24 protein-coding genes are annotated in these 22420 nt (G+C 60.0%); 18 read left to right on the forward strand and 6 right to left on the reverse strand.

Annotated features, from left to right (window positions below; translation table 11 throughout):
* Positions 1-278 precede the first annotated feature (278 nt).
* Both DBR18_RS15895 and DBR18_RS15900 read right to left on the reverse strand, forming a co-directional pair.
* Complete coding sequence (locus tag DBR18_RS15895) at positions 279-794, reverse strand: murein L,D-transpeptidase family protein (protein ID WP_027610965.1); 516 nt, start codon at positions 792-794, stop codon at positions 279-281.
* A gap of 83 nt (positions 795-877) precedes the next feature.
* On the reverse strand, positions 878-1429 hold the full coding sequence (locus DBR18_RS15900; RefSeq protein WP_108591027.1) for an NUDIX hydrolase: 552 nt from the start codon (positions 1427-1429) through the stop codon (positions 878-880).
* 146 nt (positions 1430-1575) lie between these two features.
* Between DBR18_RS15900 and DBR18_RS15905 the strand changes: the two genes are divergently transcribed.
* The 5 genes from DBR18_RS15905 to purT all read left to right on the forward strand — a co-directional run bounded on the left by DBR18_RS15905 (position 1576) and on the right by purT (position 4845).
* On the forward strand, positions 1576-2175 hold the full coding sequence (locus DBR18_RS15905; protein WP_007967803.1) for a CoA pyrophosphatase: 600 nt from the start codon (positions 1576-1578) through the stop codon (positions 2173-2175).
* Positions 2176-2222: 47 nt separating this feature from the next.
* Positions 2223-2747 carry a gamma carbonic anhydrase family protein gene (locus DBR18_RS15910; protein WP_108591028.1) on the forward strand — a complete coding sequence of 175 codons (525 nt, stop codon included), beginning with the start codon at positions 2223-2225 and terminating at the stop codon, positions 2745-2747.
* Positions 2744-2959, forward strand: coding sequence for a DUF1289 domain-containing protein (locus DBR18_RS15915; RefSeq protein ID WP_108591029.1), 216 nt, complete (start codon positions 2744-2746; stop codon positions 2957-2959). Before DBR18_RS15910 ends, DBR18_RS15915 begins: the two co-directional genes overlap by 4 nt.
* A 136-nt stretch (positions 2960-3095) precedes the next feature.
* The gene (locus DBR18_RS15920) at positions 3096-3563 is read left to right on the forward strand and encodes a VUT family protein (RefSeq protein ID WP_007967799.1); all 468 of its coding nucleotides are present in this window, start codon (positions 3096-3098) and stop codon (positions 3561-3563) included.
* 100 nt (positions 3564-3663) lie between these two features.
* A complete protein-coding gene (gene purT, locus DBR18_RS15925; protein WP_003221968.1) occupies positions 3664-4845 on the forward strand; it encodes a formate-dependent phosphoribosylglycinamide formyltransferase in 1182 nt (393 codons plus the stop codon).
* Between the two features lie 114 nt (positions 4846-4959).
* On the opposite strand, the gene DBR18_RS15930 is transcribed toward purT, so the two are convergent.
* The 3 genes from DBR18_RS15930 to DBR18_RS15940 form a co-directional block, all read right to left on the reverse strand.
* Positions 4960-6276, reverse strand: coding sequence for an MFS transporter (locus tag DBR18_RS15930; protein ID WP_108591030.1), 1317 nt, complete (start codon positions 6274-6276; stop codon positions 4960-4962).
* A gap of 302 nt (positions 6277-6578) precedes the next feature.
* A complete protein-coding gene (locus DBR18_RS15935; protein WP_108591031.1) occupies positions 6579-7820 on the reverse strand; it encodes an HlyC/CorC family transporter in 1242 nt (413 codons plus the stop codon).
* 12 nt (positions 7821-7832) lie between these two features.
* Positions 7833-8645, reverse strand: coding sequence for an inner membrane protein YpjD (locus DBR18_RS15940; protein WP_108591032.1), 813 nt, complete (start codon positions 8643-8645; stop codon positions 7833-7835).
* A gap of 195 nt (positions 8646-8840) precedes the next feature.
* On the opposite strand from DBR18_RS15940, the gene ffh reads away from it, so the two are divergent.
* The 6 genes from ffh (at position 8841) to DBR18_RS15970 (ending at position 12986) form a co-directional block, all read left to right on the forward strand.
* Positions 8841-10217, forward strand: a complete 1377-nt coding sequence (gene ffh, locus DBR18_RS15945) for a signal recognition particle protein (protein WP_108591033.1) — start codon at positions 8841-8843, stop codon at positions 10215-10217.
* 261 nt (positions 10218-10478) lie between these two features.
* Positions 10479-10730: a 30S ribosomal protein S16 gene (gene rpsP, locus DBR18_RS15950; protein ID WP_003185073.1), complete on the forward strand. Its 252-nt coding sequence runs from the start codon at positions 10479-10481 to the stop codon at positions 10728-10730.
* Between the two features lie 5 nt (positions 10731-10735).
* Positions 10736-11272 carry a ribosome maturation factor RimM gene (rimM, locus tag DBR18_RS15955; RefSeq protein ID WP_047292745.1) on the forward strand — a complete coding sequence of 179 codons (537 nt, stop codon included), beginning with the start codon at positions 10736-10738 and terminating at the stop codon, positions 11270-11272.
* Positions 11273-11275: 3 nt separating this feature from the next.
* The gene (gene trmD, locus DBR18_RS15960; protein WP_108591034.1) at positions 11276-12028 is read left to right on the forward strand and encodes a tRNA (guanosine(37)-N1)-methyltransferase TrmD; all 753 of its coding nucleotides are present in this window, start codon (positions 11276-11278) and stop codon (positions 12026-12028) included.
* A gap of 45 nt (positions 12029-12073) precedes the next feature.
* A complete protein-coding gene (rplS, locus tag DBR18_RS15965) occupies positions 12074-12424 on the forward strand; it encodes a 50S ribosomal protein L19 (RefSeq protein ID WP_003175895.1) in 351 nt (116 codons plus the stop codon).
* Between the two features lie 148 nt (positions 12425-12572).
* Complete coding sequence (locus tag DBR18_RS15970; RefSeq protein WP_108591035.1) at positions 12573-12986, forward strand: acyl-CoA thioesterase; 414 nt, start codon at positions 12573-12575, stop codon at positions 12984-12986.
* A gap of 116 nt (positions 12987-13102) precedes the next feature.
* Here the strand turns inward: DBR18_RS15970 and DBR18_RS15975 are convergent, their stop codons facing one another.
* Entirely contained in the window at positions 13103-14911 is a 1809-nt protein-coding gene (locus tag DBR18_RS15975; RefSeq protein ID WP_108591036.1) for a sodium:proton antiporter, read from the reverse strand.
* A 108-nt stretch (positions 14912-15019) separates the two neighbouring features.
* Between DBR18_RS15975 and xerD the strand changes: the two genes are divergently transcribed.
* From xerD to DBR18_RS16010, 7 genes are all read left to right on the forward strand, one after another.
* A complete protein-coding gene (xerD, locus tag DBR18_RS15980) occupies positions 15020-15916 on the forward strand; it encodes a site-specific tyrosine recombinase XerD (protein WP_108591037.1) in 897 nt (298 codons plus the stop codon).
* 244 nt (positions 15917-16160) lie between these two features.
* Positions 16161-16892: a bifunctional protein-disulfide isomerase/oxidoreductase DsbC gene (gene dsbC, locus DBR18_RS15985; RefSeq protein ID WP_007967782.1), complete on the forward strand. Its 732-nt coding sequence runs from the start codon at positions 16161-16163 to the stop codon at positions 16890-16892.
* 130 nt (positions 16893-17022) lie between these two features.
* A complete protein-coding gene (locus tag DBR18_RS15990) occupies positions 17023-18327 on the forward strand; it encodes a homoserine dehydrogenase (protein ID WP_108591038.1) in 1305 nt (434 codons plus the stop codon).
* 66 nt (positions 18328-18393) lie between these two features.
* A complete protein-coding gene (gene thrC, locus DBR18_RS15995; protein WP_108591039.1) occupies positions 18394-19803 on the forward strand; it encodes a threonine synthase in 1410 nt (469 codons plus the stop codon).
* A 119-nt stretch (positions 19804-19922) separates the two neighbouring features.
* Positions 19923-21290, forward strand: a complete 1368-nt coding sequence (locus DBR18_RS16000) for a transporter substrate-binding domain-containing protein (RefSeq protein WP_108591040.1) — start codon at positions 19923-19925, stop codon at positions 21288-21290.
* A gap of 117 nt (positions 21291-21407) precedes the next feature.
* Positions 21408-21815 (forward strand): response regulator, encoded by a 408-nt coding sequence (locus DBR18_RS16005; protein WP_108591041.1) that lies wholly within the window; start codon positions 21408-21410, stop codon positions 21813-21815.
* A gap of 163 nt (positions 21816-21978) precedes the next feature.
* The gene (locus DBR18_RS16010) at positions 21979-22260 is read left to right on the forward strand and encodes a DUF3509 domain-containing protein (protein WP_108591042.1); all 282 of its coding nucleotides are present in this window, start codon (positions 21979-21981) and stop codon (positions 22258-22260) included.
* Positions 22261-22420 lie beyond the last annotated feature (160 nt).

The raw sequence follows: 22420 nt of genomic DNA on the forward strand, positions 1-22420 counted from the left end.
GTCATTTCCGGCGCGAGAATAGGATTGTTGTGGCTCGCTTGTGGGGCGGAAATTAATACCACTTGAATACCATGTCAACGTGGGGAATTGGCCTATGGCCCAATGAAATGGCGGGTTTCAAGTGTGATGTATTGAAGTGGTATTAGTGGTGGGCTGTAAAAAACAAAAGATCGCAGCCTGCGGCAGCTCCTACAGTGGGAAGTGGTATCAACCCTGTAGGAGCTGCCGCAGGCTGCGATCTTTTGATTTATTTTTTTCAGGTGACCAGCGGTCGCTGGTTAAGGACGGATCTCGATCATCGTCCCGTCAGGCACCAGCCCCCAGACTTCACGCATGTCCATGTTGCGCATGGCGATGCAGCCGTCGGTCCAGTCCAGGGTGTGGAACAGGTCTTCCGGGGTTTCTTCCGAATCCGGTGTGCCGTGGATCATGATCATCCCGCCAGGCTCGACGCCTTCGCGGCGGGCGCGGGCCGAATCACTGATGTTCGGGTAGGAGATGTGCATCGCCAGGTTGAATTTTTCACTGACCTTGCGCCAGTCGATCCAGTAGAAACCTTCCGGCGTGCGTTTGTCGCCTTCAATCAGTTTCGGCCCTTTTTTCGCACCCTTGCCCAGCGAGATGCGATAGGTCTTGATCGGTTTGCCGTCGGCAATCAGCTGCAATTGATGCGCCGATTTGAGCACCAGGATTTTTTCGATCATCGGAGTATTCGACGGCGTCACGGTAGTCACGAATGACGCTTGGGACACGGTGACAAACGACAGGCAAAACAGGGCAAGCAACCAGCGCATTGAAACGATTCCCCAAGAGTGACGCATTGTTAAGTGTAGGAGCTGCCGCAGGCTGCGATCTTTTGATCTTTGAATTTTTTGAGTCAGCTGATGGCAGGCTGGACCAACGGCGGAATCGATTCCGAACGAACCGGATACGCCTCGACCCGTCGATCCGCGAAGAAGCATTCTAAGGTACGCCCCACAGTGCGGAAAGCCAGCTCGTCCCACGGAATGTCGGCTTCGTCGAATAGCTGCACTTCAAGACTTTCGGGGCCGGCAGCAAAGTCCAGATCCGCCAGTTCTGCGCGAAAGAACACATGCACCTGACTGATGTGCGGCACATCGATCAGCGTATAGATGTTCAGGTTGCGCACTCGGGCGCAGGCTTCCTCGGCGGTTTCGCGGATCGCGGCCTGCTCGATGGTTTCGCCGTTTTCCATGAAACCGGCAGGCAGCGTCCAGTAACCGAGGCGTGGCTCGATGGCACGGCGGCAGAGCAACACTTTGCTGCCCCAGGTCGCGACACAACCGGCGACGATATTGGGGTTTTGATAGTGAATGGTCTGACAGCTGTCGCAGACAAATCGCAGCCGCGAGTCGCCTTCGGGAATGCGCTGGGTCACCGGGTTGCCGCACTGGCTGCAAAATTTCATGCTGGGATTCCTGAATGCTGCGCCTATCTTGGCGTGCAGCGGTGTCGGTCGGCAAGTTGTCGTTTCGCGACATGGCCCGGCGAGGGGGTTGGGCGGCTGCAATGATTGGTGCATGATGCAGGGTAAGGCACAGATCGAGAACACTCATGCTGGACGAGCTACTGCATAGGGTAAGCAACCACACACCGCGCACGCTGGAGACCGACAAACGTTTCCCCGAGGCCGCTGTTCTGGTGCCGATTACCCGCAGTGACGAACCCGAGCTGGTGCTGACCCTGCGCGCCAGCGGCCTCTCGACCCATGGCGGCGAAGTGGCTTTCCCCGGCGGACGCCGCGATCCGGAAGACCCCGACCTGATTTTCACCGCCCTGCGCGAAGCCGAGGAAGAAATCGGCCTGCCACCGGGGCTGGTCGAGGTCATCGGGCCGCTCAGCCCGCTGATCTCCCTGCATGGCATCAAGGTCACGCCATATGTCGGGGTGATCCCGGACTTTGTCGAGTACCAGGCCAACGATGCCGAGATCGCAGCGGTATTCAACGTGCCGCTGGAGTTCTTCCGCAAGGATCCGCGCGAACATACGCACCGCATCGACTACCAAGGCCGCAGTTGGTACGTGCCGAGTTATCGCTACGGTGAGTTCAAGATCTGGGGGTTGACCGCTATCATGATTGTCGAGCTGATCAACCTGCTCTATGACGAGCAGATCAGCCTGCACCATCCGCCCAAAAGCTATATCAATACCTGAAGCCATCGTTCGAATGGCCTGTCATCGTGAGCCCTGAGGAAAACAAGATGAAATACCGCCTGGGCGACGCCCGCGTCGAAACCCACCCACACAGCTGGGTTGCGCCCAATGCCGTGCTGGTGGGCAAGGTCAGACTCGAAGAGGGCGCCAACGTCTGGTTCAACGCCGTGCTGCGCGGCGACAACGAACTGATCCTGATCGGCAAGAACAGCAACGTCCAGGACGGCACGGTAATGCATACCGACATGGGCTACCCGTTGACCATCGGCACCGGTGTGACCATCGGCCACAACGCCATGCTCCACGGCTGCACGGTCGGCGACTACAGCCTGATCGGCATCAACGCGGTGATCCTCAACGGCGCGAAAATCGGCAAGAACTGCATCATCGGCGCCAATTCGCTGATCGGCGAAGGCAAGGAAATCCCTGACGGCTCGCTGGTGATGGGGTCGCCGGGCAAGGTCGTGCGTGAGCTGACCGAACCGCAGAAGAAGATGCTCGAAGCCAGCGCCGCGCACTATGTGCATAACTCGCAGCGTTACGCCCGTGATCTGGTTGAGCAGGAAGAATGAGCACGCCCGAGAGACCCGTTGCCTCACCGTGCGTGAATATCTGTGCACTGGATGAGGACGATATTTGTACCGGTTGCCAGCGCACGGTCGCGGAGATCACGCGCTGGGGTCGCATGACCAATGACGAGCGGCGGGTGGTGCTGGGGTTGTGTCATGAGCGGGCGAAGGCCAGCGGGTTGGTGTGGATGATCCCGGCGACCCCAAACAAGTAGCGAAGATCAAAAGATCGCAGCCTTCGGCAGCTCCTACAGGAAGATCGCATTCCCATGTAGGAACTGCCGCAGGCTGCGATCTTTTGCTTCTGCGTTGCCTGAAGTAACCTGTGCGCCAATTTCCCAGGTCGCCACCATGATTTTCCTCATCGCCTACATCAGCAGCGTCGTGCTGATCAACTTCGCTTTCTCCACTGCACCGCACCTGGACATCATCTGGTCGGCCTGGGGCGGGTTGGTGTTCGTGTTGCGCGACATGGTGCAAACCCGCTTCGGCCACGGTGCACTGGTGGCGATGCTGGCGGCGCTGGTGCTGTCTTACGTCACTTCCGATCCGTCCATCGCCCTGGCCAGCGCCACGGCGTTCGCGGTGTCGGAAATCATCGACTGGCTGGTGTTCAGCGTCACCAAACGGCCGTTGCGCGACCGCCTGTGGATCAGTTCGGCACTGAGCATTCCCCTCGATACTTTTATCTTTTTCGGCATGATCGACCTGATGACGCCACCGGTGATCATCACCGCGCTGGTCTCCAAGTTCGCCGGCGTCACTGCCGTTTGGCTGATCATGGCCTGGCGCGAGCGCAAACAGGCTGTCGCCAGCTGAAGCCAAACCCTCGGGTTCATGTAAAATGCCGCGCTTTCTCCCCATGGAAAGCGCGTCTGGCGTTGCTTTCCTCGATGATCCGCTTCTTTGAGGACCTGAGATGACCCGTATCGGAACTCCATTGTCGCCAACCGCGACCCGCGTATTGCTGTGTGGCTGTGGTGAGTTGGGCAAGGAAGTGGTGATCGAGCTGCAACGCCTGGGCGTTGAAGTGATTGCCGTCGACCGTTACGCCAACGCGCCGGCCATGCAGGTTGCGCACCGCAGCCACGTGATCAACATGCTCGACGGCGCCGCGCTGCGTGCGGTCATCGAAGCCGAGAAACCGCATTTCATCGTGCCGGAAATCGAAGCCATCGCCACCGCCACGCTGGTCGAGCTGGAAGCCGAAGGCTTCACCGTGATCCCGACCGCCCGCGCCGCGCAACTGACCATGAACCGCGAAGGCATCCGTCGTCTGGCCGCTGAAGAGCTGGACCTGCCAACCTCGCCGTACCACTTTGCCGACACCTTCGAGGATTACAGCAAAGCCGTTCAGGACCTGGGCTTCCCGTGCGTGGTCAAACCGGTCATGAGTTCGTCGGGCAAAGGCCAGAGCCTGCTGCGCAGCGCCGATGACGTGCAGAAAGCCTGGGATTACGCGCAAGAGGGCGGTCGCGCCGGCAAAGGTCGGGTGATCATCGAGGGCTTCATCGATTTCGACTACGAAATCACCCTGCTGACCGTGCGCCACATTGGCGGCACCACGTTCTGCGCACCGGTTGGTCACCGTCAGGAGAAGGGCGACTATCAGGAATCCTGGCAGCCGCAGGCCATGAGCCCGATTGCCCTGGCCGAATCCGAGCGCGTGGCCAAAGCCGTGACCGAAGCGCTGGGTGGTCGTGGTCTGTTCGGCGTCGAGCTGTTCATCAAGGGCGATCAGGTGTGGTTCAGCGAAGTTTCACCGCGCCCGCATGACACCGGTCTGGTGACCCTGATTTCCCAGGACCTGTCGCAGTTCGCCCTGCACGCCCGCGCCATTCTCGGCCTGCCGGTGCCGCTGATCCGTCAGTTCGGCCCGTCGGCTTCGGCGGTGATTCTGGTGGAAGGGCAGTCGACCCAGACCGCGTTCGCCAATCTGGGCGCTGCGCTGAGCGAGCCGGATACGGCACTGCGTCTGTTCGGTAAACCTGAAGTCAATGGTCAGCGCCGGATGGGCGTGGCGTTGGCGCGGGACGAGTCGATCGAGGCTGCGCGTGCCAAGGCGACCCGGGCGGCTCAGGCTGTTGTCGTAGAACTCTAAACCGAGTCGCGTCCATCGCGGGCAAGCCCGCTCCCACAGATTTTTTGGTTGTGCACAAAATTTGTGATCAACAGAGAACCCTGTGGGAGCGGGCTTGCCCGCGATAGCGATCTATCAGGCAACCTGATTCAGATCGTTATTGCGCGTTTCCTTCAGGCACAACACAGCAATCAGGCTAAGCACCGCTGCCGCCGACACATACCCGCCGACATAACTCAAACCACCCATCGCCACCAGTTTCTGCGCGAAGAACGGAGCCGCCGAGGCGCCGACAATGCCACCGAGGTTGTAGGCTGCCGAGGCGCCGGTATAGCGCACATGCGTTGGAAACAGTTCCGGCAGCAGCGCGCCCATCGGGGCAAACGTCACGCCCATCAAGAACAGCTCGATGCACAGAAACAGCGCCACGCCCCAGGTCGAACCCTGTGTCAGCAGCGGCTCCATCAGGAACCCGGACAGAATCGCCAGCACGCCACCGACGATCAGCACCGGTTTGCGCCCGTAACGGTCGCTCGCCCAGGCGGACAACGGCGTTGCAGCGGCCATGAACAGCACGGCAAAACACAGCAAGCCAAGGAACGTCTCACGGCTGTAGCCGAGGGTGGACACGCCGTAGCTCAGGGAAAACACCGTCGAGATGTAGAACAGCGCATAGCACACCACCATCGCCGCCGCGCCGAGCAGGGTTGGCGCCCAGTATTGGCTGAACAGCTCGACCAACGGCACTTTCACCCGCTCCTGACGGGCAATGGCGTTGGCGAACACCGGCGTTTCATGGAGCTTGAGGCGCACATACAGGCCGACCATCACCAGCGCCGCGCTGAGCAGAAACGGGATCCGCCAGCCCCAGCTGCGGAATTGCTCGTCATTGAGGGTCATGGCCAGGGTCAGGAACAGCCCGTTGGCCGCGAGAAAGCCGATCGAAGGCCCCAGTTGCGGGAACATGCCGAACCACGCCCGCTTGCCCTTGGGCGCGTTTTCCGTCGCCAGCAGCGCCGCGCCACCCCATTCGCCGCCCAGCCCCAACCCCTGACCGAAACGCAGCACGCACAGCAGAATCGGTGCCCAGGCGCCAATGCTGTCATAACCCGGCAGCACGCCGATCAGCGTGGTGCACACGCCCATCAGCAACAGCGAGGCCACCAGCGTCGATTTGCGCCCGATGCGGTCACCGAAGTGGCCGAACAATGCCGACCCCAGCGGTCGGGCGAGGAAGGCGATGCCGAAGGTGAGAAATGCCGAGAGCATCTGCGCCGTGCCAGAGGTCTGCGGAAAGAACACCGGCCCGATCACCAGTGCGGCGGCGGTGGCGTAGACATAGAAGTCGTAAAACTCGATGGCAGTGCCGATGAAACTCGCCGTCGCCACGCGGGTGGCGGAGTTGGTCGGCTGGGCAGGCGCGGTGGCGCTGTAAGCGGTACTGGTCGTCATGCGGTGATCCCTGACAGTCATGGCTCCGTTGGAGCGAATTATTATGGTCGAGCACCCAGGGATGTGGGATGAGGCGCGAGCGCTGTTTCGAGTAGGAACAGTCGTCGGGGTCGTGCGGAAAATGGCCGAAACCACTGGAGTGCGGGGTAAGCACAGGGTTCGGTGGCGCTTGGGTAAGCGTCTGGATTATAGGAAGGGGGCTAACGAATGAACAAGAGCAAAGATCGCAGCCTGCGGCAGCTCCTACAGGTGAACGCATTCCAAAATGTAGGAGCTGCCGCAGGCTGCGATCTTTTGATCTTCTATCTGGCCGGCACCAAAGCAGGCACCGAGCTCGTATGCCAGATCAACACCTTGCTCACCCGATTCTCCTCGGTTTCGAGAATTTCCAGCCGGTAACGCCCGATCTTCAGGCATACCGCGCTTTCCGGAATGCTCTCCAGCGCCTCGGTCACCAGGCCGTTGAGGGTTTTCGGCCCGTCGCTCGGCAAGTGCCAGCCCAGGCATTTGTTCAACTCACGAATCGACGCAGTACCGTCGATCACCATGCGCCCGTCGGCCTGCGGATGGATGTGCGGGTTGTCGAGGCTGTGCTCGCTTTCGAATTCGCCGACGATCTCTTCGAGAATGTCTTCCAGGGTGACGATGCCCAGCACCTCGCCGTACTCGTCCACCACCATGCCCAACCGGCGCTGCTGCTTGTGGAAGTTCAGCAGTTGCAGTTGCAGCGGCGTGCTTTCCGGCACGAAGTACGGTTCGTAGCTGGCCGCCAGCAGCGCTTCGCGGGTCAGTTGGCCGTCGTTGAGCAGATGGCGGATCTGTCGGGTGTTGAGCACCGCTTCGACCTGGTTGATGTCGCTGTGAAACACCGGCAGGCGCGTGCGCTTGTTGTGGCGCAGTTGTTCGATGATCTCCTCGATCGAGTCGTCGAGGTTGATGCCGTCCACATCGCTGCGCGGCACCAGAATGTCATTGACCGTGATGTTGTCCAGCGCGTGAATTCCCGAGACCGGGTGGGTGCGAGACGGATGCTCCGGGTCGTCGTTGCGCTCGGCAGGTTCCTCGTCTTCACTCTGCTGCACCACTTGCGGCTTGCGGGCGAAGGGGCGCAGCAACAGACCGCTGATGCGACTGAGCAGCCAGGCCAGCGGATAAAGGATCTTCAGGGGGACGGCCAGCAAGGTATTGCCAAACGACAGCACGGCATCGGGATAACGCTGGGCCACCGTGCGCGGAAAGTAATCGGCAAATACCAGCAACACGGCGCCAGCGCCGAGGCAGGCGGCCCACGGGCCGTTTTCTTCGCAAAGAAAGATCGCCAGCAGCGTGGCGATCACTACCGCGAGGGCGCGGCACAGGGTGTTGCACAAAATCAGGCTGTCGAGCGGGAAGCTCAGCTTCGCCAGCGGTTTATCGCTGGCGCGCGAGGCGGTGCGTTGCGCCAGCAGGTGCTGCTGCGCGATTTCGACGGCGGTAAACAACCCCGACCATAAAATCAGCAGGACAAATACCGCGAGCATCGGCCCTATGGGCAAACCGTCCATTTATGCCGCCCGTCAGATGTGCAGGATGTATTCACGAACCAGTTTGCTGCCGAAATACGCCAACATCAGCAGGCAGAAACCGGCGAGGGTCCAGCGAATCGCCTTGTGGCCGCGCCAGCCGAGGCGATTGCGGCCCCACAACAGCACGCTGAACACCACCCAGGCCAGGCACGCCAGCAGGGTCTTGTGCACCAGATGCTGGGCGAACAGGTTTTCAACGAACAGCCAGCCGGAAATCAGCGACAGCGACAGCAGCGTCCAGCCGGCCCAGAGGAAACCGAACAGCAGGCTTTCCATGGTTTGCAGCGGCGGGAAGTTCCTGATCAGACCCGAAGGGTGCTTGTGCTTGAGCTGGTGATCCTGCACCAGCAGCAACAGGGCCTGGAACACCGCGATGGTGAACATGCCGTAGGCCAGGATCGACAGCAGGATGTGCGCGAGGATGCCCGGTTCCTCGTCGATGATCTGCACCGTGCCGGTGGGTGCAAACTGCGCCAGCAGCACCGTGGCCGCGCCAAGCGGGAACAACAGCACCAGCAGGTTCTCCACCGGAATGCGCGAGCAGGCCAGCAGCGTCAGGGCGATGACGGCCGCGGCAATCAGGCTGGCGGCGCTGAAGAAGTCCAGGCCCAGGCCGATCGGGGTCAGCAGGTGAGTGAGCAGGCTGGCGCTGTGGGCGAGCACGGCGAGGATGCCGAGCGTAACCAGCAGGCGCTTGTTCGCCTTGGCGCCGGAGGCCAGGCGGGTGCCCTGATAAAGGGTCGCAGCGGCATAAAGAAGCGCGGCGGCGATGGTAGTCAGCAAACTGGGTGACAAGGGGAGCATAAATCCTGTTAGGCAAGCCCGAAAGGCGCTGAGTTTGGCATAGAACCGTCACACCACGAAAGTGCGAGGTGTCCGCCCGACGCAGTCTTCGCTATAATCCGCGACCTGCCCACGCCGCAGGCTCGCCGAGCACATGTTGAATCCGGTCTGGGCCGCCATTATCCCGGTCTACACAGGGCCTGAAAGGATCGCGCAATGTTTGAAAACTTAACCGACCGTCTCTCGCAGACGCTGCGCCATGTCACCGGCAAGGCCAAGCTGACTGAAGACAATATCAAAGACACCCTGCGCGAAGTGCGCATGGCGTTGCTCGAAGCCGACGTCGCCCTGCCGGTGGTCAAGGACTTCGTCAATTCGGTCAAGGAGCGCGCTGTCGGCACCGAGGTGTCGCGCAGCCTGACGCCGGGCCAGGCATTCGTGAAGATTGTCCAGGCCGAACTCGAAAGCCTGATGGGCGCGGCCAACGAAGACTTGAACCTGAGCGCCGTGCCGCCTGCCGTCATTCTGATGGCCGGTCTGCAGGGTGCCGGTAAAACCACCACCGCCGGCAAACTCGCGCGCTTCCTTAAAGAGCGCAAGAAGAAGTCGGTGATGGTCGTGTCGGCGGACATCTACCGTCCGGCTGCGATCAAACAGCTGGAAACCCTGGCCAACGACATCGGCGTGACGTTCTTCCCGTCCGACCTGAGCCAGAAGCCGGTCGACATCGCCAACGCGGCTATTAAAGAAGCAAAACTCAAATTCATCGACGTGGTCATCGTCGACACCGCCGGTCGTCTGCACATCGACGAAGAGATGATGGGCGAGATCAAGGCGCTGCACGCCGCGATCAACCCGGTCGAAACCCTGTTCGTGGTTGACGCCATGACCGGTCAGGACGCCGCCAACACGGCCAAGGCCTTCGGTGATGCGCTGCCGCTGACCGGTGTGATCCTGACCAAGGTCGACGGCGACGCCCGTGGCGGTTCCGCACTGTCGGTGCGTGCCATCACTGGCAAGCCGATCAAGTTCATCGGTATGGGCGAGAAGAGCGAAGCGCTCGATCCGTTCCACCCTGAGCGTATCGCTTCGCGAATCCTCGGCATGGGCGACGTGCTCAGCCTGATCGAACAGGCCGAAGCGACCCTCGACAAGGACAAGGCCGACAAACTGGCCAAGAAGCTGAAGAAGGGCAAGGGCTTCGACCTCGAAGACTTCCGCGATCAGCTGCAACAGATGAAGAACATGGGCGGCCTCGGCGGCCTCATGGACAAACTGCCGAGCATCGGCGGCGTCAACCTGTCGCAAATGGGCAATGCCCAGAACGCGGCAGAGAAGCAATTCAAGCAGATGGAAGCCATCATCAACTCCATGACCCCGGCCGAGCGCCGCGACCCTGAGCTGATCAGCGGTTCGCGCAAGCGCCGGATCGCCATGGGTTCCGGCACCCAGGTGCAGGACATCGGCCGCTTGATCAAGCAGCACAAGCAGATGCAGAAGATGATGAAGAAATTCTCCGCCAAGGGCGGTATGGCGAAAATGATGCGCGGCATGGGCGGTATGTTGCCCGGCGGCGGCATGCCGAAAATGTGATACAGGACACCAAGACTTCGCCGGTCGTCGCACCGGCGCAGACCCTGCAAGGACGCAGGATCAACAGCAAACCCGCACTCGGCGGGAGCTGACTGGCCGTTTTCATCGACGGCTCTATATGCAAATCCGCACGGCATGCCACGGGCGCCGGAAAAAGTCATTTGCAAAAGTCCGGATATTCCTTAGAATATGCAGCCTTTCGGGCACCCATGCCCGCTGTGCATTTAGATTTGCAGCACCGACTACAGGAACGATGTTCACATGCTAACAATCCGTCTTGCCCTTGGCGGCTCCAAAAAGCGCCCGTTTTACCACCTGACCGTAACCGACTCGCGTAACCCGCGTGACGGCTCCCACAAAGAACAGGTTGGCTTCTTCAACCCTGTTGCCCGTGGTCAGGAAATCCGTCTGTCCGTGAACCAAGAGCGCGTAGCCTACTGGCTGAGCGTTGGTGCACAGCCTTCTGAGCGTGTTGCTCAGTTGCTGAAGGAATCTGCCAAGGCTGCAGCCTGAGCAGTATGAGCGCGACGCCAGAAAAAGCTGATGACCTGATCGTTGTCGGCAAGATTTTTTCGGTTCACGGCGTTCGCGGCGAGGTGAAGGTCTTTTCCTTTACCGATCCGATTGAAAACCTGTTGGACTACCGCAACTGGACGCTTCGGCGCGAAGGCGTGGTGAAACAGGTCGAGCTGGTCAGCGGCCGATCCACTCAAAAGGATCTGGTTGCCAAGCTCAAAGGCCTCGACGATCGCGATGAAGCCCGTCTTCTGAGCGGTTACGAGATTTGCATCTCGCGAAGCCTTTTGCCCAACCTGACAGGCGACGAGTACTACTGGTACCAGTTGCAGGGTCTGAGCGTCATCAACCAGGACGAGCAATTGTTCGGCAAGGTTGATCACCTGTTGGAGACCGGCGCGAACGATGTATTGGTGGTCAAGCCCTGCGCGGGCAGCCTGGATGATCGTGAGCGGTTGTTGCCCTATACGGAGCAATGCGTGCTGACAATCGATCTGGATGCAGGCGTGATGCGGGTGGAATGGGACGCGGACTTCTAAGCAATGGCCAGCCTGCGCGTAGACGTCATAACGTTGTTCCCCGAGATGTTCTCGGCCATCAGTGAGTACGGCATTACCAGTCGTGCGGTCAAACAGGGGCTGTTGCAGCTGACCTGTTGGAATCCGCGGGATTACACGACGGATCGGCATCACACTGTGGACGATCGCCCGTTTGGCGGTGGTCCGGGCATGGTGATGAAGATCAAGCCCCTGGAAGATGCTCTGGTTCAGGCCAAGGCAGCAGCCGGGGAGGCGGCGAAGGTGATTTACCTGTCCCCCCAAGGCCGTCAACTGACTCAGTCGGCGGTACGCGAGTTGGCACAATCGGATGCATTGATCCTGATTGCCGGCCGCTATGAAGGCATTGACGAGCGCTTTATTGAGGCTCATGTCGATGAAGAGTGGTCGATTGGTGACTATGTACTGTCTGGCGGCGAGCTGCCGGCCATGGTCATGATCGATGCGGTTACACGACTGCTGCCCGGAGCTTTAGGGCATGCGGATTCCGCTGAGGAAGATTCCTTTACGGATGGTCTGCTGGATTGCCCGCACTACACCCGACCTGAGGTGTATGCGGATCAGCGTGTTCCCGACGTGTTGCTGAGTGGCAATCACGCGCATATCCGGCGTTGGCGTTTACAGCAGTCCCTTGGTAGGACCTATGAACGACGCGCCGATCTTCTGGAAAGCCGCTCGCTTTCTGGAGAAGAGAAGAAGCTGCTCGAGGAATACATCCGCGAGCGGGACGATAGTTAACAACGTATCGATGGTAGATCAGTTGATTTACCTTAGGAGCACAGCATGACCAACAAAATCATCCTTGCACTCGAAGCAGAGCAGATGACCAAAGAAATCCCTACCTTTGCCCCGGGCGACACCATTGTCGTTCAGGTGAAAGTGAAGGAAGGCGATCGTTCCCGTCTGCAAGCGTTCGAAGGCGTTGTAATCGCCAAGCGCAACCGCGGCGTGAATAGTGCGTTCACCGTTCGTAAAATCTCCAACGGTGTTGGCGTAGAACGTACTTTCCAGACCTACTCCCCGCAGATCGACAGCATGGCTGTCAAACGTCGCGGTGACGTACGTAAAGCCAAGCTGTACTACCTGCGCGACCTGTCGGGTAAAGCAGCTCGCATCAAGGAAAAACTGGCTTAAGTCCAGCTTCCGATGCAGAAAAAAGCAGCCTACGGGCTGCTTTTTTGTTGCCCGCAATTCCACCCGCCCCCCTGTAGGAGCTGCCGAAGGCTGCGATCTTTTGATCTTGCTTTCAATTCGGAAGCCCGCGATTTACGAGCAATAACCCATGACCACCCGCGACCAGGAAATCCAGCGCCGCACCGAACTCTCGGTAACCCGCGTAACCAAAGCCGTCTTCCCGCCGACCACCAACCACCACAACACCCTGTTCGGCGGCACCGCCCTGGCATGGATGGACGAAGTGTCGTTCATCACCGCCACGCGTTTCTGCCGCTTGCCGCTGGTAACGGTGTCCACTGATCGCATCGACTTCAATCACGCGATCCCGGCCGGTTCGATCGTCGAGCTGGTCGGCAAAGTGATCAAAGTCGGCAACACCAGCCTTAAGGTCGAGGTGGAAGTGTTCGTGGAAAGCATGAGCTGTGATGGGCGTGAGAAGGCGATTCATGGGCAGTTCAGCTTTGTCGCCATCGATGATGACAAGCGGCCGGTGCCGGTGCTGCCCGGATTTCCTGCCTGACCCGGAACCGAGTCGCGGCTATCGCGAGCAGGCTCGCTCCTACAGTGTCTGTGTCGTTCGCACCTTTATGTACGAAGCGGACACTGTAGGAGTGAGCCTGCTCGCGATTCGATTTATCAGGCGCCGCTGGCCTCCGGCTGAATCAACGCCAGCAACGTCCACCCGGATCCCGGTTTCAAAGCGGTCTCCGGCGTCACCACATGCACCCAGCCACTGTCATCGCGCATGAACAGCAAGGTCGCCCGATTACCATGCAATGCCTGGTAATCCTCCCAGCCGAACCCGTCTGTCAACGTTGTACTGTACAGCTCGGCGCCGCTGCTGATCAGGCTGGCGAGCTTGGCATAGGTCAGTGCCTCGCTCCCCAGCTGATTGCCACGATGCTCAAGACTCGCCCGGTGCTTGTCGCTGCGACGGCTTTCCTGACCGCTGGCCAGACCGAACAATCGCTGGTGACCAAAGTCGTGGCGAAAGCGCATGGCCGCCAAAGTGTTCAGCTCGCCTGAAGGCGACAGCGCCAGCAAGTGCCCCAAGCCCACCAGATCCAGATGTGCATCGGCATGCTGCGAAGCCGGATTGCCAAAATACGTCGGCAAACCTTCCATGCGCGCCGCACGAATGTTTTCCCAACTCGAATCGGTCAGCAGCACCCGGCTGCCCAGTTGCTGCAACGATTTGCCCAGCAGCCGCGCCGGGCCGTTGGCGCCGACAATCAGAAAGCCGCTCGGCGCCGGTTCGGCCACGTTCAGCAAACGCGCCAAGGGGCGGGCTGTTGCGCTTTGCAGCACCACGGTGCCGATGATCACGGCGAAGGTCAGTGGAACCAGCAGCAACGCGCCTTCGTGTCCGGCCTGATCCAGACGGATCGCGAAAATCGCCGAGACCGCCGCCGCCACGATCCCGCGCGGGGCGATCCAGCACAGCAGAGCACGTTCTCGCCAGCTCAAGCTGGAGCCGGCCGTGCTCAACAACACGTTCAGCGGGCGCGCGATCAACTGAATCACCAGCAACAGAATCAGCACCAACGGCCCGAGGCTGATCAAGGCATGCAGATCCAGCCGTGCCGCCAGCAGAATGAACAGCCCGGAAATCAGCAGCACGCTGAGGTTTTCCTTGAAGTGCAGAATGTGCCGCACATCCACGCCCTTCATGTTCGCCAGCCACATGCCCATCAGCGTCACCGCCAGCAGGCCGGACTCGTGCATCACCTGATTCGACGCAATGAATATCCCCAGCACGGCCGCCAGCGAGGCAAGGTTATGCAGGTATTCCGGCAGCCACTGACGCCGGATGACGGTGCCCAGCACCCAGCCGCCGACCACCCCGAATACGCTGCCGCAGACAATCACGCCGCCAAAGGTCAGCAAGCTCTGTTCGAGGCCGTTGCCCTCGGCGCGGGCAATGATGAGGCTGTAGACCACCACCGCGAGCAGGGCGCCGATCGGGTCGATGACGATGCCTTCCCAGCGCAGGATGTTCGCGATCGAGGCTTTCGGTCGCACCACCCGCAGCATCGGCACGATCACTGTTGGGCCGGTCACCAGCGTCAGGCTGCCGAACAGGATCGCCAGCAGCCAATCAAAGCCGAGCAGGAAGTGGGTTGCGACCGCGATCACTACCCATGTGGTGAGGGCACCGAGGGTCACCAGCCGGTGCACGACGCTGCCGATCTCGCGCCACTCGGACAGATGCAGGGTCAGACTGCCCTCAAACAGGATCAGCGCTACCGCCAGCGACACCAGCGGCATCAGCAGCGGGCCGAACATTTCCTGTGGATCGAGCCAGCCGAGTACCGGGCCGGCCAAAATCCCGGTCAGCAACAGAAACAGAATCGCTGGCAGCTTCAGACGCCACGCCAGCCACTGGCAACCCAGCGCAGCAGCGCCGATCCCGCCAAATGCCAAGAGAATTTGCTGCTCGTTCATTGAAGCTCCCTGTTCCTTGAAATAGCGGGCTATGAAAGACTAGCGGCCATTCCCACAGTTCACTCTACATTTGCGCACAGCCCCGGAGGTTGTGTGTCTTGAGCGCCCATGCCTGCCATCGACCATCCACTGATTGACCAATTCCTCGACGCCTTGTGGCTGGAGAAGGGCCTTTCCGACAATACCCGCGGTGCCTACCGCAGCGATCTGGCGCTGTTCAACGGCTGGCTGCAGGAGAAAAACCTCGAGCTGATCAATGCCGGTCGCGAGTTGATCCTCGATCATCTGGCCTGGCGCCTGGAGCAGAACTACAAGCCGCGTTCCACCGCCCGATTTCTTTCCGGTGTGCGTGGCTTTTATCGCTACCTGCTGCGGGAAAAGCTGATCAGCGTCGATCCGACCTTGCGCGTCGACATGCCGCAACTGGGTAGGCCGTTGCCCAAGTCGTTGTCGGAAGCTGACGTCGAAGCGCTGCTCAAGGCGCCGGATCTGAGCGAAGCCATCGGCCAGCGTGACCGCGCCATGCTTGAAGTCCTTTATGCCTGCGGCCTGCGGGTGACCGAACTGGTCAGCCTGACGCTGGAGCAGGTCAACCTGCGTCAGGGCGTGCTGCGGGTGATGGGCAAGGGCAGCAAGGAGCGGCTGGTGCCGATGGGCGAAGAGGCGATTGTCTGGGTCGAGCGTTACATGCGTGATGGCCGCAGCGAACTGTTGGGCGGGCGCCCCAGCGATGTGCTGTTCCCCAGCCAGCGCGGCGAGCAGATGACCCGCCAGACGTTCTGGCACCGGATCAAGCATTGGGCCAAGGTCGCCGGGATCGGCAAATCGCTGTCGCCACACACCTTGCGTCATGCGTTCGCCACGCACCTGCTCAACCATGGCGCCGATCTGCGGGTGGTGCAGATGCTGCTGGGGCACAGTGACCTGTCAACCACGCAGATTTACACCCATGTGGCCCGCGCCCGTCTGCAGGACCTGCACGCCAAACACCACCCAAGAGGCTGATGCCCCCTGTAGGAGCTGCCGAAGGCTGCGATCTTTTGATCTTGCTTGTGATTTCAAAAACAAAGTCAAAAGATCGCAGCCTTCGGCAGCTCCTACAGGGGCGGTGTGATGTGTGGCGACAGGCGCATTCGGCCATGCGAGCCTTATGTGTTAGGCTTTGCCGGTTTGCACGATGGACGGTTATGACCCGGTGCTCCGGCACGGGCGTTCTGACCGTTTCATTTGTCCGCCTTCAGGAGTTCTCATGCGTCTGACCCAGATTTTCGCCGCCGCAGCCATTGCGTTGGTCAGCACCTTTGCCGTCGCCGATGACGCGGCCGACAAAGCCATTCGTCAAAGCCTGGAAAAACTCGAACTCGAGGTTCCGGTAGAAAGCATCAGCGCCAGCCCGTTGCCGGGCATGTACGAAGTCAAGCTCAAGGGCAGCCGCGTGCTGTACGCCAGCGCCGACGGCCAGTACATCGTTCAGGGCTATCTGTTCCAGCTCAAGGACGGCAAACCGGTCAACCTGACCGAGAAAACCGAACGCCTGGGCATCTCCAAGCTGATCAACGCCATTCCGGTGGCCGAAACCGTGGTTTATCCGGCCGTGGGCGAGACCAAATCGCACATCACCGTGTTCACCGACACCACCTGCCCGTACTGCCACAAGCTGCACGCCGAAGTGCCTGAGCTGAACAAGCGCGGCATCGAAGTGCGTTACGTGGCGTTCCCGCGTCAGGGCCTCGGCTCGCCGGGTGATGAACAACTGCAAGCGGTGTGGTGCTCGACCGACAAGAAAGCCGCCATGGACAAAATGGTCGATGGCAAGGAAATCAAGGCCGCCAAGTGCGCGAACCCGGTTTCCAAGCAGTTCGCTCTGGGTCAGTCGATCGGCGTGAACGGCACACCGGCCATCGTTTTGGCTGACGGACAAGTCATTCCGGGCTACCAGCCGGCGCCACAAGTCGCCAAACTGGCGCTGGGCGCCAAGTAATTCGTATCGTCACGGTCAACCGTGGCGATCATGGGCCGGCAGCAGCATCGCCGGGCCATTAATAGAGAGCCGCGAGCACGCGGTTGTTTTCCGGCCGACCTTGCGTCGGCCGTTTCATGGGGAGTTCACAGTGAATCCGGTCAAAGTAGGCATCTGTGGGTTAGGGACCGTCGGTGGCGGTACCTTCAACGTACTTCAGCGCAACGCCGAGGAAATTGCTCGTCGTGCCGGGCGTGGGATCGAAGTGGCGCAAATTGCCACGCGCACGCCAAAGCCTCAGTTCCAGACGACCGGTATTGCGATTACCAACGATGTCTTCGAAGTGGCCACGAACCCTGAGATCGACATCGTCATAGAGCTGATGGGCGGCTACACCGTTGCCCGCGAGCTGGTACTCAAGGCCATCGAGAATGGCAAGCATGTGGTCACCGCGAACAAGGCACTGATTGCCGTTCACGGTAATGAGATTTTCGCCAAGGCACGCGAGAAAGGCGTGATCGTGGCGTTCGAAGCGGCCGTGGCCGGTGGTATTCCGGTGATCAAGGCGATCCGTGAAGGCCTGTCCGCCAACCGCATCAACTGGGTCGCCGGGATCATCAACGGCACCGGTAACTTCATCCTCACCGAAATGCGCGAGAAGGGTCGTACCTTCGAAGACGTGCTGGCCGAAGCGCAAGCGCTGGGCTACGCCGAAGCCGATCCGACCTTCGACGTCGAGGGCATCGACGCGGCGCACAAGCTGACGATTCTGGCGTCGATCGCGTTCGGCGTTCCGCTGCAGTTCGACAAGGCTTATACCGAAGGCATCACCAAGCTGACCACCGCTGACGTGAACTACGCCGAAGCGCTGGGCTACCGCATCAAGCACCTGGGCGTGGCGCGCAGCACCGCTGCCGGCATCGAGTTGCGTGTACACCCGACGCTGATCCCGGCTGATCGTCTGATCGCCAACGTCAACGGCGTGATGAACGCCGTGATGGTCAACGGTGACGCTGCCGGTTCGACCCTGTTCTACGGCGCCGGTGCCGGTATGGAGCCGACCGCTTCGTCGGTGATCGCCGACCTGGTGGACGTGGTTCGCGCCATGACCTCCGACCCGGAAAACCGCGTACCGCACCTGGCCTTCCAGCCCGACTCGCTGTCGGCGCACCCGATCCTGCCGATCGAAGCCTGCGAAAGCGCCTACTACCTGCGCATCCAGGCCAAGGATCATCCGGGCGTCCTGGCTCAGGTGGCGAGCATCCTCTCGGAGCGCGGCATCAACATCGAGTCGATCATGCAGAAGGAAGTCGAGGAACACGACGGTCTGGTGCCGATGATCCTGCTGACCCACCGCGTGCTGGAACAGCACATGAACGATGCGATTGCCGCTCTGGAAGCTTTGGCCGGCGTCAACGGTCCGGTTGTACGGATCCGCGTCGAACACCTGAACTAAGTCGCCATCGTTGCCCGGACCCGTGCGCGGGTCCGGCATTGCGAACACTGTCCATTGGAGTCAGTCATGCGTTACATCAGTACCCGCGGCCAGGCACCGGCCCTGAATTTCGAAGACGTCCTGCTGGCAGGTCTTGCCACCGACGGCGGTCTGTACGTCCCGGAAAACCTGCCACGTTTCACTCAGGAGGAAATCGCTTCCTGGGCCGGCCTGCCGTATCACGAGCTGGCTTTCCGGGTCATGCGCCCGTTTGTCACCGGCAGCATCCCGGACGCCGATTTCAAGAAGATCCTCGAAGAAACCTACGGTGTGTTCTCGCACAGCGCCGTTGCGCCGCTGCGTCAGCTCAATGGCAACGAATGGGTATTGGAGCTGTTCCACGGCCCGACCCTGGCGTTCAAGGACTTCGCCCTGCAACTGCTCGGTCGTCTGCTCGACTACGTGCTGGAAAAACGCGGCGAGCGCGTAGTGATCGTCGGCGCCACCTCCGGTGACACCGGTTCGGCCGCCATCGAAGGCTGCAAGCACTGCGAAAACGTCGACATCTTCATCCTGCACCCGCACAAGCGCGTGTCCGAAGTGCAGCGTCGGCAGATGACCACGATTGTCGGCGAGAACATCCACAACATCGCCATCGAAGGCAACTTCGATGACTGCCAGGAAATGGTCAAGAACAGTTTCGCCGACCAGAGCTTCCTCAAGGGCACGCGCCTGGTAGCGGTGAACTCGATCAACTGGGCGCGGATCATGGCCCAGATCGTCTACTACTTCCACGCGGCCTTGCAGTTGGGCGGCCCGGCGCGTTCGGTGGCGTTCTCGGTGCCGACCGGCAACTTCGGCGATATCTTTGCCGGTTACCTGGCACGCAACATGGGTCTGCCGATCAATCAGTTGATCGTCGCCACCAACCGCAACGACATCCTGCACCGCTTCATGAGCGGCAACCAGTACGTCAAGGAAACCCTGCACGCGACGTTGTCGCCGTCGATGGACATCATGGTTTCGTCGAACTTCGAACGCCTGCTGTTCGACCTTCACGGTCGCAATGGCGCGGCCATCGCCGGTTTGATGGATTCGTTCAGACAGGGCGGCGGTTTCAGCGTCGAGCAAGAGCGCTGGACCGAAGCCCGCAAACTGTTCGATTCGCTGGCCGTTGACGACGCGCAAACCTGCGAAACCATTGCTGAAGTTTACGAACAGTGCGGCGAAGTGCTGGATCCGCACACCGCCATCGGCGTCAAGGCCGCCCGCGAATGCCGTCGCAGCCTGGACATCCCGATGGTGATTCTGGGCACTGCACATCCGGTGAAATTCCCGGATGCGGTGGAGAAAGCCGGTGTAGGAAAAGCTCTCGAGCTACCTGCACATCTTTCTGATTTGTTTGAACGAAACGAGCGCTGCACCGTTCTGCCAAACGAACTGAAAGCCGTGCAAGCCTTTGTCAGCCAGCATGGCAACCGCGGCAAGCCGCTGTAAGCCGAAAATGCTGTCACATTTTGAAGCCCGTCTCCTGACGGGCTTTTTTGTTTCTGCTGCCACACTGCTCGGGTTTTCACCCATGAAATACGGGTGAGTCGATCACGAAGGAAGTGGCAATGCTGTTTGAAAAAGGAGTAAGGCCAGCTTTGGGCTGGCTGCTGTTGTTGTGCCTGTGTGTATTGGGTCGTGGGGGCATGGCGGCCCAGTTGGTACTGCATGAACAGGCGCAGAACGCCGAAAGGATCGCGCTGAATGAGCGGGAGCGACAGTGGATTCGCGACAATCCCCGCGTGACCGTGGCGTCGGTGCAATATCCCTTGTACCTGTTTCAGGACGAACACGGGCGCTGGAATGGTTTGAACAACGATGTACTCAATCGCATCACAGCCATGACTGGCTTGCAGTTTGTGCACGAAGAGTCCTTCTCCACCGATCAGATGCTTGAGCGACTGCAAAGCGGAGTGGCGGATGTGAGTACGACGCTGGCGATGAACGACAGGCGCAAGGCTTTTCTGGATTTCAGTCATGCATTCGGAGGCGCTGGCTGGGTATTCGTCGGGCGCAAGGACGAGCCGGCCATCCAGTCGCTGGACCAGTTGGTCAAGCGGGTACTGGTGTTGCCTGCAAGGCATGCGCTGGAAGACGTGATCCGTCGCGAGTATCCGTCAATCGAAATCCGTTCAGTCAAAACTTATGCCGAGGCGCGGGCACTGGTGGAAAGCGCAGAGGCTTACGCCACCATCGAAAACGAAATCGGTGCTCAGTTGTATCCCTCCGGCCTGCTCAAGGTCGGTGCTTTGGTGGAGGGGCGATGGGAGGCCGATCATCTGGCGGTGCGCAAAGGGTTGCCAGAGTTGCTGAGCATCCTCAACAAGGCCCTGGAAGCATTCCCGGCTGCGGAATTGCGCGCTATTCGCCTGAAATGGCTGGAAGGGGTTGCGCCGATAGCGGAGTCTTCGTGGCGTGAGCGATTGATCGACTGGGGCTGCTGGGCGATGGGAGTGTTCGGGGTCTTCGGGCTGCTGTCGCTGGTTTGGAACCGTCGCCTGTCTGCCGTGATCAGGCAGCGCAGCGAAGCGGAAAAGGGACTGGGCGATCAACTTGCGTTCCAGCACGCACTGATCGACGCGATGCCTGATCCGATATTCGTCCGGGATCTGCAAGGTCGCCTGATGATGTGCAATCGCAGCTATGAGGAGGCGCTTTCGGTGCGCATGGAACAGGTGCAGGGGCGGCTGCTGTTCGAAGTCGACGCGCTGCCTGAGGCATCAGCACGCATGCTGCACGATGAGTTCATGGTGCAACTGCATACGCGCAGGGCCCGGTTCAACAAACGCCAGTTGTTGTTCAAGGGGGGGTACAGGGACATCTACCAGTGGACTGTGCCGTTCTATGGTGCCGACGGAAAATTGCGCGGCCTGCTGGGAGGCTGGACCGACATCACTCGACGCCGGGCAGAAAACGGCTGCAAATGTTCGCAATGAAGATCGGAAATTTCCTATGTGAAGTAATTACTTTTCCGATGGGAGGCTGAGGACGACTGACCTAGAGTTAACGCCCACAGCGGCGAGAGTCCGCGAACGTCGTTTCTGAGGTCGCCCATGCGCTCGCTAAAGGTCCTGATTCTTGAACACAACCCGTTTCAACTGATGGCATTGCATCAGATGCTCAATGCCGTCGGGATCTACAACGTGCTGACGGCGCCATCGCTGTCCTCGGCCCTGGGGTCGCTGGGCCATCGTGGCGCCGTCGATATCGCTATCTGCAACCCGCAATTGAAGGGTGGAGACGGCTTGGCATTGATTCGTCATCTGGCGGTACAACGCGAAGCGCGTGCCCTTATTCTTCTGGGAGCAGTGGCGCATAGCGTGCAGACCGATCTTGACCTGTTGCTGCAGGCGCATGAGTTGAAACTGCTGGGGCGGTTGAATACGCCTGTCTCGGCAATACTGATGAGAGGTTTGCTGGACGGCTACCTGACAGCCGTCCAGCCGACTGTTTCCGGCTGAAGCAACCTGTTGCTTTTCTGTCATCTTCACCGTGCATGCTCTGAAAGACCGGTCACTGCTGGAGGATGAGCCCGGTATTCAGAACTTTCTTCTCGGGCCGGTGGTCATTTACTGTGGACACGCCCCAGGCACAATGTTTTCGGACTATTGAGTGGAGATCGAGATGGAAAGTATCAGTCTATTGCTCGGTGAGGCTCTGAGCCCGTATCAGGTGACGTTGACTCCGTGTGGTGCCCATGGCGAATGCCTGGTGACCTTGAAGAACGGCAACGGTGCCCTCGTGGTCGAGCGCGAATTCAATCAGGCGCAGTTGACCGACAAGCGCCTGCTGACAGATGTGGTCGATGGTTTGCACCGCGACGTCTTGATCGCCGAAGGGCGCCTGGAGCCGTGTGTGATCGCAGCTTTGCGCAATGCGGCGCTGGCCAGGCCCGCTGCACTGTAAAGATGAAATATTTTTTGTGGGAACCTTCCTGCATCCCCGTCAGTCAGACCCCATAACAGCAGGATCAAGCATTGTGCTCCGGTGCTTGTCGCTTGCTGCTACGGGTCTTTTTGTAGACCACGTTTAACCCCGAGTCGTCTCCCCACTTCTCGGGGTTTCT

The organism is Pseudomonas sp. HMWF021, from assembly GCF_003061005.1.
Taxonomy (GTDB): Bacteria; Pseudomonadota; Gammaproteobacteria; order Pseudomonadales; family Pseudomonadaceae; genus Aquipseudomonas.

Bases quoted from the DNA above. Each gene is read 5' to 3' on its own strand.
- DBR18_RS15895 (WP_027610965.1), bottom strand. From the start codon at position 794: ATGCGCTGGTTGCTTGCCCTGTTTTGCCTGTCGTTTGTCACCGTGTCC.
- DBR18_RS15900 (WP_108591027.1), bottom strand. From the start codon at position 1,429: ATGAAATTTTGCAGCCAGTGCGGCAACCCGGTGACCCAGCGCATTCCC.
- DBR18_RS15905 (WP_007967803.1), top strand. From the start codon at position 1,576: ATGCTGGACGAGCTACTGCATAGGGTAAGCAACCACACACCGCGCACG.
- DBR18_RS15910 (WP_108591028.1), top strand. From the start codon at position 2,223: ATGAAATACCGCCTGGGCGACGCCCGCGTCGAAACCCACCCACACAGC.
- DBR18_RS15915 (WP_108591029.1), top strand. From the start codon at position 2,744: ATGAGCACGCCCGAGAGACCCGTTGCCTCACCGTGCGTGAATATCTGT.
- DBR18_RS15920 (WP_007967799.1), top strand. From the start codon at position 3,096: ATGATTTTCCTCATCGCCTACATCAGCAGCGTCGTGCTGATCAACTTC.
- purT (WP_003221968.1), top strand. From the start codon at position 3,664: ATGACCCGTATCGGAACTCCATTGTCGCCAACCGCGACCCGCGTATTG.
- DBR18_RS15930 (WP_108591030.1), bottom strand. From the start codon at position 6,276: ATGACGACCAGTACCGCTTACAGCGCCACCGCGCCTGCCCAGCCGACC.
- DBR18_RS15935 (WP_108591031.1), bottom strand. From the start codon at position 7,820: ATGGACGGTTTGCCCATAGGGCCGATGCTCGCGGTATTTGTCCTGCTG.
- DBR18_RS15940 (WP_108591032.1), bottom strand. From the start codon at position 8,645: ATGCTCCCCTTGTCACCCAGTTTGCTGACTACCATCGCCGCCGCGCTT.
- ffh (WP_108591033.1), top strand. From the start codon at position 8,841: ATGTTTGAAAACTTAACCGACCGTCTCTCGCAGACGCTGCGCCATGTC.
- rpsP (WP_003185073.1), top strand. From the start codon at position 10,479: ATGCTAACAATCCGTCTTGCCCTTGGCGGCTCCAAAAAGCGCCCGTTT.
- rimM (WP_047292745.1), top strand. From the start codon at position 10,736: ATGAGCGCGACGCCAGAAAAAGCTGATGACCTGATCGTTGTCGGCAAG.
- trmD (WP_108591034.1), top strand. From the start codon at position 11,276: ATGGCCAGCCTGCGCGTAGACGTCATAACGTTGTTCCCCGAGATGTTC.
- rplS (WP_003175895.1), top strand. From the start codon at position 12,074: ATGACCAACAAAATCATCCTTGCACTCGAAGCAGAGCAGATGACCAAA.
- DBR18_RS15970 (WP_108591035.1), top strand. From the start codon at position 12,573: ATGACCACCCGCGACCAGGAAATCCAGCGCCGCACCGAACTCTCGGTA.
- DBR18_RS15975 (WP_108591036.1), bottom strand. From the start codon at position 14,911: ATGAACGAGCAGCAAATTCTCTTGGCATTTGGCGGGATCGGCGCTGCT.
- xerD (WP_108591037.1), top strand. From the start codon at position 15,020: ATGCCTGCCATCGACCATCCACTGATTGACCAATTCCTCGACGCCTTG.
- dsbC (WP_007967782.1), top strand. From the start codon at position 16,161: ATGCGTCTGACCCAGATTTTCGCCGCCGCAGCCATTGCGTTGGTCAGC.
- thrC (WP_108591039.1), top strand. From the start codon at position 18,394: ATGCGTTACATCAGTACCCGCGGCCAGGCACCGGCCCTGAATTTCGAA.
- DBR18_RS16000 (WP_108591040.1), top strand. From the start codon at position 19,923: ATGCTGTTTGAAAAAGGAGTAAGGCCAGCTTTGGGCTGGCTGCTGTTG.
- DBR18_RS16005 (WP_108591041.1), top strand. From the start codon at position 21,408: ATGCGCTCGCTAAAGGTCCTGATTCTTGAACACAACCCGTTTCAACTG.
- DBR18_RS16010 (WP_108591042.1), top strand. From the start codon at position 21,979: ATGGAAAGTATCAGTCTATTGCTCGGTGAGGCTCTGAGCCCGTATCAG.